Raw genomic sequence first — 16,169 nt, forward strand, 5'->3', positions numbered from 1 at the left:
CACCGTGAAACATCCAGGTTTCTTCTACGCTACACTGGGTGGTCGTGGTCGAAGACGGCCACATCGCCCCCGTAGCTCAGGGGATAGAGCACCGCTCTCCTAAAGCGGGTGCCGGCAGTTCGAATCTGCCCGGGGGCGCACTTTCGCCTGTGAAGTCAATTGGCGCATAATCGCACCTGCTGCGACAAACTCCAACGAGGCCGCGGATCGTTGCACGCAGCTGATGCGAGCAGGCGATGAAACGTTGCGACGGTACGGTTAGAGGTGTGACGCTCAGATGGCAACAAACCTGCGAACCATACTGCGCGATCAATGCGATGTCGCCTGGTCACTCTTCGAATATCACGCAGAGGCGCTGACTGATGAGGTTTTGCTCTGGTCACCGTCCGCGCACCAGTGGACGATGCGCCAGGTGGACGACCGCTGGCGTGCGGATCTGGCGAAGGTTGAACCCGATCCAGTACCTGTCACGACGATCGCCTGGCTGACTTGGCACATGGGCTGGTGGTGGAGCACCGCGACTGCTCACCTCGCCCAGACTCCGGCACCCTCACCCGACGAGATCCAGTGGCCGGACAGCGCATCGGAGATCATTCGGTGGCTCGATCGCATCCACGCTGAGTGGCAGCAGGTACTCGCCGACACCGAGCGTCTGGACGACGAAGCCTCTTACCCCTGGCCAGAAGGGTCCGGCAAGACGCTGGCCGACATGGCCGCATGGGTGAATGTCGAACTGACGAAGAATATCGCCGAAATAGGTCAACTGCTCGTGATCCGCCGCGCCAGAGAGTACGCCGGAGACAACTGAGCGTCGCGCCGGTTTCTGTTGAGATCGCGGGTGACGCGCACGACCATTGTCGAGCACTTCGAGTGCGGCAGCACTGGCTGCGAGGTCGAGCCAAGAGCACTCCGGCGAGGCCTCCACGAACGCGCGAACCGATGACAAGCATCTCGGTGGGCTGACCGTCGAACAGGGTCCAGGTGACGTCGAGGTTCGGGCACTCGGTCTCCAGGCGCTGATTGTCCACGACGAGCTTGTCAGCGCGCTCATTGACGAGTCGATCAAATTCCAGAGCCTCGGCGACAAACGGCACCAACACCCGAACGGCGAGACCAATCGGAACTCAACAAGACAATCGTCCTTGCTGCCTCTATACTATCCAGGTGGGAGCGAACGCCGGCAATCTGCCTTGTGCCCAACCACGTGGAGTCGAAGGCCGACACCTCGTGGCGCACCCCAGGAAGGACCAGAACATGCGGCACCTCCGCAGACGACTGCCCGTAGTCGGCACAACGATTGCACTGATCGCCGGGAGCACCCTCCTATCGTCTCCGGCAATGGCCGCGCCCGAAGTCGGCCCCCAACTCAGCGCGTACGAGGGCGAACCAGATTTCACCGGCGTCACCACAAACCCTGAGACGGACAACCAGGGCGGCGTCGACAACGCCACCATGTATGGTGCCTACATTCCCTCCTCAGGTGTCCTCTCCGGCAGTCGTGTCTGGTGCATCGACCGGGGCCTGACCCAACCTATGGGCAACGGTTACGACGAAGGCGGAAAATCATCCGTCGAAGCCCCCGAGCTGGCTTATATCCTCGCGAAATGGGACGAGCCCCGCGACGATCAGGCCGAGCAGATGGCTCATGACATGGCCATCGGCGAGCATGTGCACAGCTCTGATGAAATCGACCACCGTGACATTCTCGATGACCGCAGCCTGCAAGAGGTCACCGATGGAATCGGGTGGAACGAGGACTCTCAGAACCTCAAGGACATCGGTGCAGACGCGTTCTACGATGACGTACTCCCCGACGCCTACGACCTCTCGGCACTCATGGGCGACGAAGCCGCGAAGTATGCCGGAGACGGCACCTATCAGGCCGAGGTCACCATTGACGAAGAATCATCGTCTGCGGTTGTCTCGCTGGTCAACTCCGAGGGCGTCAGCGTTCCCGGATTCGACGGTGAGCTCACTGTCGACGGCGCCACACCTGAGACGACAGAGATCACGTCCGGTGAATCGTCAGTCGAGGTGCCCCTCGAGTTCACCGACGAAGTTCCCGATGTCTCTGTGTCAGTGACCTTCTCGGGATTGCCGACTGGTTCGGTGACTCAATGGAATCCCAAGGACTTCGACGCCGATGATTATGATCGCGCGAGCCTGCAAGCTGTCGTTGAGGGGCAGGAGACAACGGCTCAAGCATCGGATTCCTACCAGGGCCTCTACACCCCGAAGGTGTCTTCGCAGGTCTCGATCACCGAGATCACTGAGCTCCCGGCCAAGGTCACCGACAAGGTTCGCCTTGACCACTGCGCACCGGGTGAAACCATCGAAGATGTCACAGTCGAGGTATACGTCGAAGACGGAACTATCACTCAGTCCGAGACCGTACCCGAGGACGCGGAGCTGCTTGAAACCTTCACTCCCGATGTCACCTGTGATGAAGACGGCACCGTCGACTTCGAGACGGACGAGCTCGCACTCGATGCCGACTTCGCCAAGCCCGGCGAGCAGAAGTCGGTGACATTTGTGGCCTCGGCTCCTGCCTCCGGATCAAACGAAGCCTTCTCGCATGAATACGGTGTGCCCTCGGAGACCGTGGACATCGCCATTCCCGAGGCTGAAAAGCCAGACGACAACCCGGTCGTGAAGACCGGAGCGTACGTTGCCTTCGCCGACGGCGGACCCAATTGGAACCTCATCGGCGGCATCGGACTGCTGACCGTGGCCGGAGGGCTCATCGTCGGAGCACTTCGTCGTCACAGGACGGGCAACTGACGATTCAGTCATGACACGGTGGCGGCCACAGCCTCGGTGGCCGCCACCGACATATGAAAGGAAGCCATGTCGGCACGAATCTTTCGTGACTGGTGGTCAATCCCCGTCGCAATCGTCATCATTGCGCTCATCTGCGCAGGTGCATGGATGCTCACTCAGGGCCTCACCGATGAGCAGAACACCACCGAGGGTCAGACCGATGTTCAGCTGGAAGAGCCGCCAAGCGAAGCCGACGTCGCGGATATGCAGATCGAAGCCCTCGAAGGAGAGTTCCAGATCCCATCGGTAGGGCTTGATACCGGTCTGGAGACCATGTCCGAAGTCAACGGCGCGATCAATCCCCCCGGGCTGCGCAATGGCTACGTTGTGCGTAACCACGGCACCCCTGACCATCCCGAACGCGGCACGACCTACGTCGCCATCCACTCCGTGCAAGGAGCCGAGCTGCCCGGGAACACGCTCATCGATGTCGATGCGGGAGAGCCGACTGTTGACAAGGGCGAGTCGATCACCCTCCAAGACCGGGACTACACGGTGACCGACTCCTACACTGTGCCCAAAAAGGACATCTCCGGTGATGATCGTGTGTGGGCCGACGAACCCGGCCGCCTGGTCATCCTCACTTGTCTGCAGCGCAGCTCGGGCCGATCAGCCGACAACGTCGTCATCGAGGCAATCGCCGACGAGCAATGACCGGCAGAGGATCCAGAGCCAGTGCAGTGGGGCCAAGCATCACAGCCCAGGCTCAGGGATCTCTCCATCGTGTCGCCGCTTGTTGAGATCACGGGTGACGCGCACGACCATGGTCGGGCATTGCGAGTACGGCAGCACTGACTGTGAGGTCGAACCAAGGAGCAGTCCGGCGAAGCCTCCACGGCCGCGAGAACCGATGACAAGCACCTCGGCGGTGTCAGAAGCTCGAACGAGCACCTCGGCGGGCTGACCGTCGAACAGGGTCCATGTGACGTCGAGGTTCGGGAATTCGGCCTGCAGGCGCTGTTTGGCCACGACGAGCTTGTCAGCGCCTTCATTGACCAGTCGCTCGAGATCCGCGGTGCTCGGCAGCCATTCCGGGCCGATGACCGTCGTGGTGATGACGGCGACGATGTGCAGCGGCGATCCCCGGCGCACGGCCAGTCGAGCGGCCTTCCACAGCGCCGGAGACTCGGCACCGAGGGAATCGACGCCGACGACGACCTTGCCGTCGAAACGCAGTCCCTCGATCGCTTCGACATTGGGGTCGGGCTCTTCGACGACGATGCCGTCCTGTCGGATGGGCCGTGAGGAAGTGGGATGTGCGGTCTTCTCCGCATCGGACTGCCACGCAGAGGGAACAACGACGGTCGGGCAGGCTGAATGGGCCGGGAGTGCGCTGGAGACGGTGCCGAGCAGTCGCCCAGCGAATCCACCGCGACCGCGGGAGCCGACGACAGCCAGGCTTCCCGACTTCGATTCGTCGATGAGGACACCGGCTGCGTCACCGATCTCAATGACTGCTTCGACGGGCACACCGGCAGACTTCACCTCAGCAGCGGCTTCCTTGAGTGTGTTCGTCACCGCAGCCCGGATCGAAGTGTCGTCGATAGGAACATAGGAGACATCGATTGCGGCCGCAGCTACGCTCGGGATCGTGTAGGCGCCGACCAGGCGGATCGGCTTGTCCAGGGACTTCGCTTCCTGGATTGCCCACGCCAGAGCATTGCGGCTGGGCGGTGAACCGTCGATGCCGACGACAACTGCTTCGGGCTCCCCAGCGGGTGATGCATCGTCATTCTGGGGTCGGTCTTGCTCATTCATCGCAAGCTCCTCATCTTGAAGCGAACTTCTCTCGCCTCCACCCTAAATCAGAATCGATCGGAGACCGCCGTCTATGTCACATCGTTATCCGAATTGGGCCACAGTTCGGACATTGCGGCGACGAGCAGGGACGATGTCCGCATCAGGCGGCTCTGGAGAGCTCCAGGAACGGACGCCACTGTTCGACCGGCTTGTCGATCCCCCGCATCCAGAATTGACCGGTTCGCGGCTCCTGAGGGTGGAAACTGAGCTTCCACCCGATCTCGGCCAGCGACCTGTCGCCCTTGCGGTTGTTGCACTCACGGCAACAGGCCACGAGGTTCTCCCAACTGTTGACCCCGCCACGTGAGCGTGGAACGACATGATCGACCGTCGTCGCAGGTTTTGCACAGTAGGCACAGCGGTGATTGTCGCGGCGCAGCACACCTCGCCGGGAAAGGGAGACCCGGCGGTCATGAGGAGGCCTCACATACCGTGTCAGCAGAATGACCGATGGCTGGTCCAGATTCAGATGTTCCGATCTCACCGGAACATCCTCGGCGGCCAGGACTGTCGCTTTGCCCGTGAGCACCAGGACCACTGCCCTGGTGAACGGAACGATCGACAGTGGTTCATATCCGGCATTCAGCACGAGAGTCTTCATATCCCGCCCCTCATCTTCGTGTGAGCGTGGGCCCTGCCGAACGACACGGGCCCGGGAAACGCAAAAGGCGCCGTGCCGCAGCACAACGCCTTGAAAGAAGGGACAGACACAGATATGTATTCCGCGCCAGAAACTGGAGCGGCTATTCGCACTATCCGACTGTGGCCCATCTGATTTCCCATCACTTACGCCAACTCAATCGTACTAAGACTAACTCCGACCATCTCCTGTGACCGAATTCATATCGCTCGCGTCACGGATTCTTTCATTGCCGTTCACCTTCCGGCGTGGCCGGCAGCTCAAGCCCATGACCGGCATCGTGTGGATTTCTGACAATCAGGTATGCAAAAACTCCCCGTCTGACTCGAGGACCGTCGAGTCAGGCGGGGAGTTTCTGTGTGAGCTGGATCAGAGAACGCGAATGAAGGTGACGTCACCCATCCAGCTGTAGCTGCGCTTCGAGGTGCCTGACCCTGGTGAGCCGGCATCGTACATCTGTCCGCCACCGGCGTAGATGCCGACGTGACCTGGGTGCCAGATGAGGTCACCGGGCTTGGCCTCCGACTGGGAGACGACCTGACCAGCGGCCTTCTGTGCACCGGAGCTGCGAGGCAGGTTGACACCGACCTTGCTGTAGACCCAGGAGGTGTAACCGGAGCAGTCCCAACCGCTCTGCGAGGTTCCACCGTAAACATATGGAGTGCCGACGCCCTTGGCTGCCCAGCCCATGACCTGCTCGGCTTTGGAGCCGTCGATCGAACCGGCATCGGAGCCGGAGTCTTTGCTCTCGCCCTTGTCGCCGGAATCCGAGGTGCCTGCGTTTGCGGAATCGGAGTCGCCTGAAGTGTCTTCGGCGGTCTCCACGGGTTCTGGCTTCGGCTCAGGCTTCGGAGCAGCCTTGGCGGTGACGGTCTGGACGTCGGCGCTGAAGGAGGAGTCCTGCTTCTTGTCCTTGGAATCGTCGTCAGCATTGACGGTCGCGGTCTGGTTCTTGAATTCGACCTGTGCCTGAGCTTCTGACTCGGCGGAGACTGCGACGTTGTCGTCGGCTCCCTGTCCTGCCGCCGGAAGGACTGCTGCGGTGAGCAGACCACCGCTGGCAGCGACAACGGCTGCACGGCGTCCGAAGACGGCGGAGTTGGCGTTCAGGATTTCTGTCAGTTCGGTCAATGGAGTCTTGACCTTGGCTTCAGCGGCGCGGCGGCCATGCTGCTTAATTGCCACGTTTCCCTCTCGTCACCTATTGGAAAGAATCCCAACCGCCACTCTCGGTCCTTAGAAATTTCGCGTCGAGCGTGGCGCGCGGCTCTCGAGGCGAAGTCGTCACTTTCGTGAACAACCTCCACAACTGTAACCAATCAGTGACCGATTGTCACGTTTCTGTCACGAACCTCGCCCCCCGCCATGGAGGTTTTCCATAAACACCCAGGTCAGAGCCCTAAAATGAGGTAAATATTCGTAACATTGGCGCGTTATACGACACGGCCCAGGGGGTGTTCTGACACTCCCTGGGCCGTGCTCAACGTCATTTTGTAACAAATCGATCCTGATCGAGACCATCGACCGTGACCGGGCCGTCTCTGCTCCGGTTCTGCCAACGAGGCTTGTTTCTCGACGTCGCTTCGTTCTCTCCACGGCCGACCACTCGACCGAGTTCACTTCTTGCCGAGGACTGCCGCTGGAGGGAATCTACTTCTTGTAGGCGAATACGTGTGAAGCAGTGTCCAGCGGCAGGTCGAGCACATCCTGTGCACCCGGAACCTGGACCGTGATGTACTCGCCGTTGCGTGAGATCTCCACATCGCTGTCCGGCAGGACACCTGCGACCTGGAACTGCTGCAGCAGGTGGATGTCGACCTGCAGAGGTTCTGCCAACCAGGCGATCCGAAGCTCCTTCGCCCCGTCGCGAGCAACAGCCGTCGCCAGATCGACGACCTCGGTGCCTGGCGTCTGCTTTCCACCGATCACGTCAAGGCCAGGGATCGGATTTCCGTACGGGCCCGAAGCGATCTCGGGGAGCAGGCTGACGAGTTTGCGTTCGACCTGCTCGCTCATCACATGCTCCCACCGGCATGCTTCGTCGTGGACGAGTTCCCACTCGAGTCCGACGACGTCGGCGAGGAGCCGTTCTGCCAATCGGTGCTTGCGCATCACCTCGGTGGCGATCCGACGCCCCTCGGCCGTCAGCTCCAGATGACGGTCGTTGCTCACATGCAGCAGTCCGTCACGCTCCATCCGCGCCACGGTCTGTGAAACGGTGGGACCGGAGTGATCCAAACGTTCAGCAATCCGAGCGCGCAGCGGCACGATCGACTGCTCCTCAAGCTCGATGATCGACTTGAGGTACATCTCAGTTGTATCAATGAGGTCGTTCACTTCAGACCAGCCACTCCACTCTTCGTCTTCAGGTCCATTCGACCATTTCAGGCGTTCTCTGCATCAATCCTATCCCGCGTGCGTCCAATCACGTATGTTCAACCGACGTTGACGTCTACCGCTGAATGCGCAATAGAGGAATCCTCCGGTCGATCCTTCGACCTCGGCGCCTGGACCACGATCCCGCCTGCCGCCTCAACGCTTGAAGCGAGGCGATTATTTCGCTGCGTCTTCGACTCAGCCGTGGCCGACTTCAAGGGTAGAGACGCACGGCGTCCCACGCGGCCGCCAGTGACAGATCCGCAGGCTCGTGAGTGCCATCTGCACGGCGGAATACCCAGCGATCGTGGAACCGATTCCTCTGTCCCTGCCAGAACTCGATCTCGAAGACGCGGACTCGGAATCCTCCCCAGTGATCGGGTCGGGGCACCTCTTTGTCCGCGTACTCCGCGAAGGCGGCTTCGTATTCTGTCTGCATCTGCTCCCGGCCGCTGACGGCCTGGGACTGCTTCGACACACTGGCCGCAATCTGGGATCCATGGGGGCGCACGGCGAAGTACGCGTCCGAGTCTTCGGGTGCGACCTCCTCGGCGAGCCCCCTGATCCTGACCTGCCGTTCCATGTCCTGCCAGGGAAAGTTCACGGCCACTCGTGGATCGGCGCGCAACTGACGCCCCTTGGCAGAATCGTAGTCGGTGAAGAACATGAACCCCGTCTCATCGATGCCCTTGAGCAGAACGATCCGTGAGGACGGACCCCAATCATCGAGGGTTGAGACCGTCATCGCGTTCGGCTCGCGGACGTGTTCCGCGGCCTCGTCGTACCACTGTCGAAACAGCGCGAGCGGCGAGACCGCGGGATGGTCGAAGGACGGTGACTCGTAGGACTTCCGGGTCTGCGGCAATCGGTCGACTGGCTCACTCATACCTTCACTCTACGGCGAGCCGGTGACACGAGTCATCGGCTGCCTGCACATGTCCTCGCATGAGCGCACAACTCATCACCGAAGCCGCCGCCGGACAGGACGCGATCCAGACCTCACATGTCTCCCCATGACGATGCCGGTCATCGGCCACACGTTGGCGCGTCGTAGAATGTCGATCGTGACTGCCACGAATATAACGATCCCAGACGAACTCCTGCCCGCCGACGGACGATTCGGAGCCGGTCCGGCTCGCATCCGCAAAGCCCAGATCGAGGCGCTGAACTCCGCCGCCGCAGATGTGCTGGGCACCAGCCACCGCCAAGCACCCGTGAAGAAGCTGGTCGGTCGTATCCGCACCGGCCTGGCCGAACTCTTCAACCTGCCCTCAGGCTACGAGGTTGTCCTCGGCAACGGCGGATCCACGGCCTTCTGGGACGTCGCCGCCTTCGGACTCGTGCGCGAGCGGGCCGCACACGCGACCTTCGGCGAGTTCGGTCAGAAGTTCGCCAAGGCCACCGATGAGGCCCCGCACCTGCAGGACTCGCTGATCCTCAAGGCCGATCCCGGCACCTCAGCCATCCCCTCCCCTGCTTCCTTCGCCACGATAGCCGGGACCTCCGATGCCGCGGCCGACGTCTATGCGTGGCCGCACAACGAAACCTCGACCGGTGTCGCCACCACGATCACCCGCCCCGAGGACATCGACGACGACGCGCTCGTCGTCATCGACGCCACCTCCGGTGCCGGTGGTCTGCCTGTCGACATCACCGCGACCGATGTCTACTACTTCGCACCGCAGAAGAACATGGGATCCGACGGCGGCCTGTGGGTCGCGATCATGTCTCCGAAGGCCATCGCCCGTGCCCAGGAGATCAAGGATTCCGGACGCTGGATCCCCGCGTCCCTGGATCTCGTGACCGCGATCGAGAACTCCCGCAAGGATCAGACCTACAACACCCCTGCCGTGACGACGCTGGTGCTCTTGGCCGAGCAGATCGAGTGGATCAACGGCAACGGCGGCCTCGAGTGGGCCACCGCTCGCACCCGTGAAACCTCCGGTTTCGTCTACGACTGGGCCGATGCCGCCGAGGTGGCTCATCCCTTTGTCGAGAACCCTGAGGATCGCTCATCGGTCGTGACCACCATCGACTTCGACGATTCGGTCGATGCGGCCCTCGTCGCCTCGGTGCTGCGCAACAACGGCATCGTCGACGTCGAGCCCTATCGCAAGCTGGGCCGCAACCAGCTGCGCATCGCAACGTTCGTCTCCGTCGATCCCGAGGACGTCAAGGCCCTGCTGGCAAGCATCGACTTCGTCATCGACGCCCTGGCCTGAAACTTCGTTCAGGCCCGGCACTCTGCACCCGCAGCTCCTTAACACCCCTTTGCAAGGAGATGTTTCGGAGCTGCGGGTGTGGGGTGCTGAACTGTCTCTAGGCGAAGTGGCCGGCGACCCCCGACGGTACGGGTGGCCCCGGGCCCTGGCCCTCAGTCCCCGGCCTCAGCCGAGGAAGTGGATGAGGGTTCCGATGCCGAAGGTGATGGCTGCCAGCAGGGCGAGAAGGAACTCGAGAGCGGTGCCGATGCCGATCGCCTTGAGTGATTCCCAGCTGGAGTCCCAGGCTTCCTTAGCGTCGTGAAGGCGCATGTGTTCGGCGAGGTAGAGACCGGCGATGAAGCCGATCGGCAGGCCGACGACGGGAATCACGAAGAACCCGATGATACCCAGGAGACCGGCCACAAGCACGGATCTGTTGGGAACCTTCATCGCCTTGAGTTTTCTGCCCGTGAGCACCAGGGAGGCGCTCATCCCGCCGGCGACGAAGACGGCGACGATGGCGAAGATGATCCAGGCCATCGGCCCGCCGATGACGATCGCCCACACCAGCACGGCAATCGCGATGAGGATGGATCCCGGCAGAACGGGCAGGATGATGCCGAGGCAGCCGACGAGGATCGCCAGTCCGACCAGCACCGAGGTGAGAATGTCCGCGTTCACTGTCTGTCCGATCTGTTGCTCATGGGGCTCCCGATAATCTCATTGGGCTCCCCATAATAAGGGACCAGGCTCTGCGCCGCGCTCAGGATGGCAGAGGACTGCCGACCCAGTTCCCAGTCCCAAACCCAGCCCCAAACCCAGCTGCCAACTGCCAGCCTCAAGCTGGGTACTCAGGGCCTGCCCAGATAGCTCACATGGAGACGGATGCGGGATTTGGGGTCGTAGCTCAGGCGCAGGTTCTTCGACACGATCATCCACACCAGGCCGACACTGAAGGCGATGATGCCCGAGGCGGCTCCGACGCCCATCGCCATCCGCGGTCCGAACGTATCGGCGACCCAGCCGGCCAGCGGGGCACCGATGGGAGTCCCGCCCATGACGACGGCTGCGTAGATCGCCATGACCCGACCGCGATAGTGAGCGGGAGTCGTCGTCTGAACATAGGCATTGGCGGACGTCATCATCGTCAGCGACGCGAATCCGACGAGCATCAGCGAAGCCGCGAAGACGTAGTAGTTGGGTATCAGAGATGCTGTTCCCACTGCGAGGCCGAATCCGCCTGCGGCACCGAAGATGAAACGCAGCCTCGGCTTCTCCCGCTTCGCCGAGGCGAGTGCTCCGGTCACGGATCCGATCGCCATGACGGAGTTGAGCAGGCCGAAGCCGCTGGCGTCCTTGCCGAACTCGATCTTGGCCATCGTGGCGGTGTAGATGTTGAAGTTGAATCCGAAGGTCGCGACGATGAAGAGCACGACCAGCACGATCGTCACATCGGGACGTCTTCGCAGGTATGTGAAGCCGCCCAGAATCCCGCCCTTGCCCCTGCGCCCCGAGGGGTGCAGCCGGTTCTGATCCAGACGGATGAGCACCGTCAGGGTCGCAGCGAACCCGAGCCCGCTGATGAGGAACACCGGGCCGGCGCCGATGAGTGCCGTCAGCACGCCGGCGACGGCGGGGCCGATCATGCGGGCCCCGTTGAACGATGCGGAGTTGAGGCTGACTGCGTTGGGAAGCAGCTTCTCGCCGACGAGCTCAGAGACGAAGGCTTGTCGGGAAGGGTTGTCGAGGGTGGCCAGAATGCCCAGGGCCAGAGCCGTCAGATAGACGTGCCAGAGGACGATGACGTCGGTGATGACGAGCACGAACAGGAGCAGTCCTACGGCTCCCAGCAGCGTCTGAGTGACCATGAGCAGCTTGCGCTTGGAGAACCTGTCGGCGATCGCTCCTGCGAAGGGGAACATGATGAGCTGAGGGCCCATCTGCAGTGCCATGGTGATGCCCAGTGCCGAAGCATCGTTGTTCGTCAGGTAGGTGAGGACGAGCCAGTCCTGGGCCGTCCTCTGCATCCACGTTCCGGTGTTCGAGATCAGTGCACCGGCGAACCAATGTCGGTAGTTCGGTTCAGCCAGCGACCGGAACGTGTGCGCCATCTCTGTGTGTCAGCCCTCCTGGAACTCGAGTTCGCCGGCGGAGTAGTCGTCGACGACGGCTTCGGCAGGATCTGTGCTCTGCCGGCTGACGTCGGTCTCCGAATGGGCTCCGCAGCCGAAGTCGAGTGCGACGACCTTGCCGTCGGCCGGGGACCAGCCGTTCGCGCAGACTCCGAACTTCTGACGCAGCGATCCGGCCAGCGGCATGAGATATCCGCAGCTGGAGCAGTGGGCCGAGGCCTTCGCCGCGAAATCCGATTCAGCGCCGGTCTCCGATTCGGCCCACCTGGTAGCGGCCGATGAGATGCCTTCGGGCGAGAGGACTCGGCGGCGGCCGAGCCCGAACTCAAAATTCGGTATCTCGTCCAGATTGCCATCCGAGGTCTCCTCGACCTGCTCGAAGCCCTGCTGCAGGTTCGGATCGTCCTCGACCTTCGGCAGAGTGTCGCGGGGAGTCAGATCGCCGGGTTCCACACGCTGATCCCAGGGGATCCATTTCGGTGCGACGAGGGAGTCGGGGCCGGGCAGCAGTGCTGTCTCGCAGACCGTGACCTTCTTCGACCGAGGGGCACGGGCGAGAACTGCGACCCAGCGCCAACCGCGGTAGGTCGGATCGGTGCATGCGAAGTAGTGGGTGACCAGGCGGGTGCCCTCGGCCAGCGTGCCCAAGTGATCACCGATCACGGAACTGCCGGCAACCTCGGCGATAGCAGAACGCGCAGTGTCGATGGCTGCGGCCAGCTGTGCATCGAGGACGACCTTCTCGGAGCTCGCCCGCGGCGCCTTGGTCGGCTTCACCGGCGCTGCAGCCTCAGCCTTGACAGGTGCTTCAGCAGCCGACGCCGCCTCGGCAGGCGCAGGGTCGTTCGTCGGCTCGGCACTCTGGCCGGCCAACCAATCACTGAAGAGTGATGACATCAGGACTCCAAATCGTCGGCAATTGCCCGCAGCAGTGAGGCTACCTTGTTCCCGTGGGAAGAATCGGGGTAGCGGCCGTGCTGCAGTCCGTTGTTGAGGTCATCGAGTACTTTGATGACATCTTCAACCATAACTGCCATGTCTTCGGCCGGGCGTCGGCGGACCTTCGCCACCTTCGCCGGGCCGGAGAGCAGCCTGGCTTTGAGGACCTGGGCCCCGCGTCGGGAATCGACGACATCATAGTCGAGGCGGGTGCCCTTGGTGACCTCAGCGTCCTCGGGCAGGACGGAGGAGTGGAGGAAGGCCTGTGAGCCGTCCTCGGCGATGACGAAGCCGAAGCCCTTGTCGACGTCGAACCATTTCACGCGTCCGGTTGGCATGATGTCCTTTCCTGGTGCTGCTCGCAGTTGGTATTGCTCGTCTTTGGTGTTGATGGTCGTTGGTGTTGCTGGTGGTTCGTCAAGCTCGTCCGTGGTGATGCGCAGTGGTGCGTGGCATCAGGATCTGTTCCCATCGCTTCGCCCGGCTGCTGTTCTCGCTGACCGCAGTTGCGCCTGACTGCGGTGTCTTCGCCTGGCTGCAACGACGCGGCCCAGGATCCTCTTCAGAATCTGATCCGGAACCGATCTCGCTGTGTGCTCGTCCGGTGTGCTCACATTCCGTCTCATCGCCCGAACGTCAGTCGAAACGGTGTGCTGGCCGAACAATGACCGGCCGATCAGCCCTAGGTGCCGACGGTGCCGGTGGCCAGCCTCAGCGCGATGCCGTCATGGTGAGGTTGGCGCCCGGCGCTGACTTCGCGACCACCTTGCACGCTGCGAGGCGATCGCTTCAGCGGAAGTGCGTGTGCCGGCGACAGCGCCCGCGGGGGAGTTTCAGCTCTGGCCCACCTCGGTCTGTCTGCGCCTCAGTGCTGCTCTGACCAGGGCCAGGGCGACCAAGGCGAATGCGATCGGGAGGAGGATCATCGGCAGATATGTCAACAGGTGCGACGGGGCGTAGCCCATCCAGGCCTGGCCCAGTACGCCCATGAGCGCGACTGCGCCGATCAGGGCGGCGGCAACGGCTACGACGACGATGGTGGTGTCGACACGCTTGGCTGACAATGCTCGTCCTTTCCGAGATCTACGAAGGTCCTCTACCCATCTATTGTAACCCTCGCGGTAAACTGAGCAGCGATGTCAATGACCTTCAGCCAGTGGCTGTCCCACAGTTCCGATACCGACTTCGAGTCCTTCGTCCGGACCCGTCGCGATCTCCTCCAACCAGAGTCTCCGACGATCCCCTCGCTGGCCGCGGCAGCTTCCTCGCGCATCGGCGTATCCCGGGGCATCGAAGCACTGACGTCAACCCAGCTCGACGTCTTCATCGACATGGCGAAGGCAGCACGCACCTTCGCCGACATCACCGTGGGTGAGAATCGTCATATCGACGACGCCCTCGCCGAGGTGGTCCTCCCCCGACTGCGCGACCTGGGCCTGGCCTGGCCTTCGTCAGAAACCACCTGGCGGATCCAATCGGAGGCCATCACGCTGCTGCCCACCTCGGCGGCCGAATCCGCCCGGGCACGTCCGTGGCAGATTGCGACGTCCGAGCTCGACTCGAGCGCCGAGACGATCCCGACGGCGCTCATCCACAACAGCGAACGTGCTGGCGTCGCAGAGGTCATCTCCTCATTGCGCGGGCTCGTCGATGAATTGGCCAGCTCCCCGATCTCCCGCCTGACCAGCGGCGGCATCTCCAAGCGGGACGTCACTCGGATCGGGAAGACCATCGACCTGGGGCTCGAGCAGACGATCACCCTGCTGCTCGCAGCGAAGTCGCTGAACCTCATCGGCGTGCTCGACGACCCGCTGGATCCTCAGTGGACGGCCAGCGACGATGCGGCCGATGTCCTCGAAGGCGACAGGGCACAGCTGTGGGCTGCACTGATGACGTCCTGGCTGCGCGAACCCCTCGACGTCACCCAGCTGGCGGCCGGGGCGAGCGCCAACGAACGCCTCACCGTTCTCGCCTCTCCGAAGAAGTCCCTGTTCAAGGGATTCAGCCAGTCACAGCCGACGATGCCGTTGCTGCGCTTCACGATCGCAGAGATTCTGCGCGACATCGGGCAGGGATCCTCACGCTCCGCCGAATGGATCCACGCGCAGGTCCTGGCCACCCATCCGCTCATCCCCGCGCACGATTTCGCGATGACCCAAGCGATCCTGCACACCGCCGGCGCCTTCGGTCTGGCGACGACCCCGCTGCAGAATTCCGAGCACTTCGGGCCCAGCCGGTTCGGAGTCCTCCTCGCCGAAGGTCTGCGCGAAGCGATGAGCGACCAGGCCGCCCACGACCCGTCGATCGCGCCGGTGAACTTCAGCCTCGAGGGCCTCGATGTGCCCACCGACGTCGTCGAAGCAGTGCGACTCGGGCTCGTCGATGAGGTCGAGACCGTGCTCATCCAATCCGATCTCACCGCTGTGGCGACAGGGCCCATCGAACCCAGGGTCCATCACATTCTGCGCCGGTTCGCCGTCGTCGAAGCTCGCGGGCAGGGCACCGTGTATCGCATCGACGCGGACACGATCGAAGCGAGCATGCAGGCCGGCGTCAACGCCGAGGATGCCTTGGCCCAACTCGCCGAGATCAGCGCCGAGGCTCTGCCGTCGACGTTGAACTTCCTCGTCGAGAACACGGCCTCGAAGCTGCGCCGCGTCCGGGTTGCCGGTGCCCGCGCCGTCCTCGTCGTCGATGACCCCGTCGACCTCGACGTCATCCTTTCCGACCAGGCCATGATGCCGGCCGGCCTGGAGCGTCTGACGCCGACCGTGGCGATCGGGCAGCTGGGGCCCGAACGCACCATGCACCTGCTCGAATCCGCCGAGCACCATGCCATGCTCCACTCCCCCTCGGGACCGGTGCGCAAGCGCAAGGTGATCACACAGGCCGACCCGGAGGTGCATCTGCGCAAACGCGCACGGGTCGATGATGCCCACCTCGACGATTACATCCGCATCCTGCGCTCCCCCGGGGCCCGCTCGGCCCCGGCCACGAGCACGGACGAGCCGCTGGGACACATGGATCGTCTCCGCGAAGCCGCCGAGGCGGGCCAGCAGGTCACGATCACGCTCGCCGATTCGCATGGGAAGGAGCGCGTCATCGACATGTTCCCGGCCACTGTCAACGGTGGGCGCGTGCGGGGCAAGGTGAAGACCACCGGCGCCGAGGCGTCGCTGTCAATCGCGCGCATCGTCAGCGTCGATGTGGCCGGCGGTCACTCCGACGGGGTGGAGGAACAATCCTGAGGGTGCAGGT

Annotated in this window: 15 protein-coding genes and 1 tRNA gene; 6 read left to right on the top strand and 10 right to left on the bottom strand. The window is 62.8% G+C overall.

Annotated features, from left to right (window positions below; all coding sequences use genetic code 11):
* The first annotated feature begins 65 nt into the window (after positions 1 to 65).
* The 4 genes from JTF07_RS04575 (at position 66) to JTF07_RS04590 (ending at position 3,474) form a co-directional block, all read left to right on the top strand.
* Positions 66 to 138 (top strand) — tRNA-Arg (locus tag JTF07_RS04575).
* A gap of 139 nt (positions 139 to 277) precedes the next feature.
* Entirely contained in the window at positions 278 to 808 is a 531-nt protein-coding gene (locus JTF07_RS04580) for a DinB family protein (RefSeq protein WP_204233095.1), read from the top strand.
* A 356-nt stretch (positions 809 to 1,164) separates the two neighbouring features.
* Positions 1,165 to 2,781, top strand: a complete 1,617-nt coding sequence (locus JTF07_RS04585; RefSeq protein ID WP_204233096.1) for a hypothetical protein — start codon at positions 1,165 to 1,167, stop codon at positions 2,779 to 2,781.
* 66 nt (positions 2,782 to 2,847) lie between these two features.
* Positions 2,848 to 3,474: a class F sortase gene (locus JTF07_RS04590; RefSeq protein WP_204233097.1), complete on the top strand. Its 627-nt coding sequence runs from the start codon at positions 2,848 to 2,850 to the stop codon at positions 3,472 to 3,474.
* A gap of 39 nt (positions 3,475 to 3,513) precedes the next feature.
* Here the strand turns inward: JTF07_RS04590 and JTF07_RS04595 are convergent, their stop codons facing one another.
* From JTF07_RS04595 to pdxH, 5 genes are all read right to left on the bottom strand, one after another.
* A complete protein-coding gene (locus JTF07_RS04595; RefSeq protein ID WP_204233098.1) occupies positions 3,514 to 4,578 on the bottom strand; it encodes a universal stress protein in 1,065 nt (354 codons plus the stop codon).
* A 142-nt stretch (positions 4,579 to 4,720) separates the two neighbouring features.
* On the bottom strand, positions 4,721 to 5,221 hold the full coding sequence (locus JTF07_RS04600) for an HNH endonuclease (protein WP_204233099.1): 501 nt from the start codon (positions 5,219 to 5,221) through the stop codon (positions 4,721 to 4,723).
* A gap of 408 nt (positions 5,222 to 5,629) precedes the next feature.
* On the bottom strand, positions 5,630 to 6,445 hold the full coding sequence (locus JTF07_RS04605; RefSeq protein ID WP_204233100.1) for a C40 family peptidase: 816 nt from the start codon (positions 6,443 to 6,445) through the stop codon (positions 5,630 to 5,632).
* Positions 6,446 to 6,910: 465 nt separating this feature from the next.
* On the bottom strand, positions 6,911 to 7,597 hold the full coding sequence (locus JTF07_RS04610; RefSeq protein ID WP_204233101.1) for an iron-dependent transcriptional repressor DtxR: 687 nt from the start codon (positions 7,595 to 7,597) through the stop codon (positions 6,911 to 6,913).
* 253 nt (positions 7,598 to 7,850) lie between these two features.
* Complete coding sequence (gene pdxH, locus JTF07_RS04615; protein WP_204233102.1) at positions 7,851 to 8,522, bottom strand: pyridoxamine 5'-phosphate oxidase; 672 nt, start codon at positions 8,520 to 8,522, stop codon at positions 7,851 to 7,853.
* Between the two features lie 178 nt (positions 8,523 to 8,700).
* Here pdxH and serC point away from each other — a divergent pair, with 178 nt between their 5' ends.
* The gene (gene serC, locus JTF07_RS04620) at positions 8,701 to 9,858 is read left to right on the top strand and encodes a phosphoserine transaminase (protein WP_204233103.1); all 1,158 of its coding nucleotides are present in this window, start codon (positions 8,701 to 8,703) and stop codon (positions 9,856 to 9,858) included.
* Positions 9,859 to 10,023: 165 nt separating this feature from the next.
* Here serC and JTF07_RS04625 read toward each other — a convergent pair whose 3' ends face one another.
* The 5 genes from JTF07_RS04625 to JTF07_RS04645 all read right to left on the bottom strand — a co-directional run bounded on the left by JTF07_RS04625 (position 10,024) and on the right by JTF07_RS04645 (position 13,975).
* Complete coding sequence (locus JTF07_RS04625; protein ID WP_143920551.1) at positions 10,024 to 10,521, bottom strand: DUF456 domain-containing protein; 498 nt, start codon at positions 10,519 to 10,521, stop codon at positions 10,024 to 10,026.
* 170 nt (positions 10,522 to 10,691) lie between these two features.
* Positions 10,692 to 11,951: an MFS transporter gene (locus JTF07_RS04630; protein WP_204233104.1), complete on the bottom strand. Its 1,260-nt coding sequence runs from the start codon at positions 11,949 to 11,951 to the stop codon at positions 10,692 to 10,694.
* Positions 11,952 to 11,960: 9 nt separating this feature from the next.
* A complete protein-coding gene (locus JTF07_RS04635; RefSeq protein WP_204233105.1) occupies positions 11,961 to 12,869 on the bottom strand; it encodes a DUF3027 domain-containing protein in 909 nt (302 codons plus the stop codon).
* Positions 12,869 to 13,249 (bottom strand): cold-shock protein, encoded by a 381-nt coding sequence (locus JTF07_RS04640; protein WP_143920554.1) that lies wholly within the window; start codon positions 13,247 to 13,249, stop codon positions 12,869 to 12,871. Before JTF07_RS04640 ends, JTF07_RS04635 begins: the two co-directional genes overlap by 1 nt.
* 495 nt (positions 13,250 to 13,744) lie before the next feature.
* Positions 13,745 to 13,975: a hypothetical protein gene (locus JTF07_RS04645; RefSeq protein WP_204233106.1), complete on the bottom strand. Its 231-nt coding sequence runs from the start codon at positions 13,973 to 13,975 to the stop codon at positions 13,745 to 13,747.
* Between the two features lie 72 nt (positions 13,976 to 14,047).
* Here JTF07_RS04645 and JTF07_RS04650 point away from each other — a divergent pair, with 72 nt between their 5' ends.
* Positions 14,048 to 16,159, top strand: coding sequence for a helicase-associated domain-containing protein (locus JTF07_RS04650; RefSeq protein WP_252199280.1), 2,112 nt, complete (start codon positions 14,048 to 14,050; stop codon positions 16,157 to 16,159).
* The last annotated feature ends 10 nt before the right edge of the window (positions 16,160 to 16,169 follow it).

It is taken from the genome of Brevibacterium sp. RIT 803 (assembly GCF_016892625.1).
In the GTDB taxonomy this organism is placed as follows: Bacteria; Actinomycetota; Actinomycetes; order Actinomycetales; family Brevibacteriaceae; genus Brevibacterium.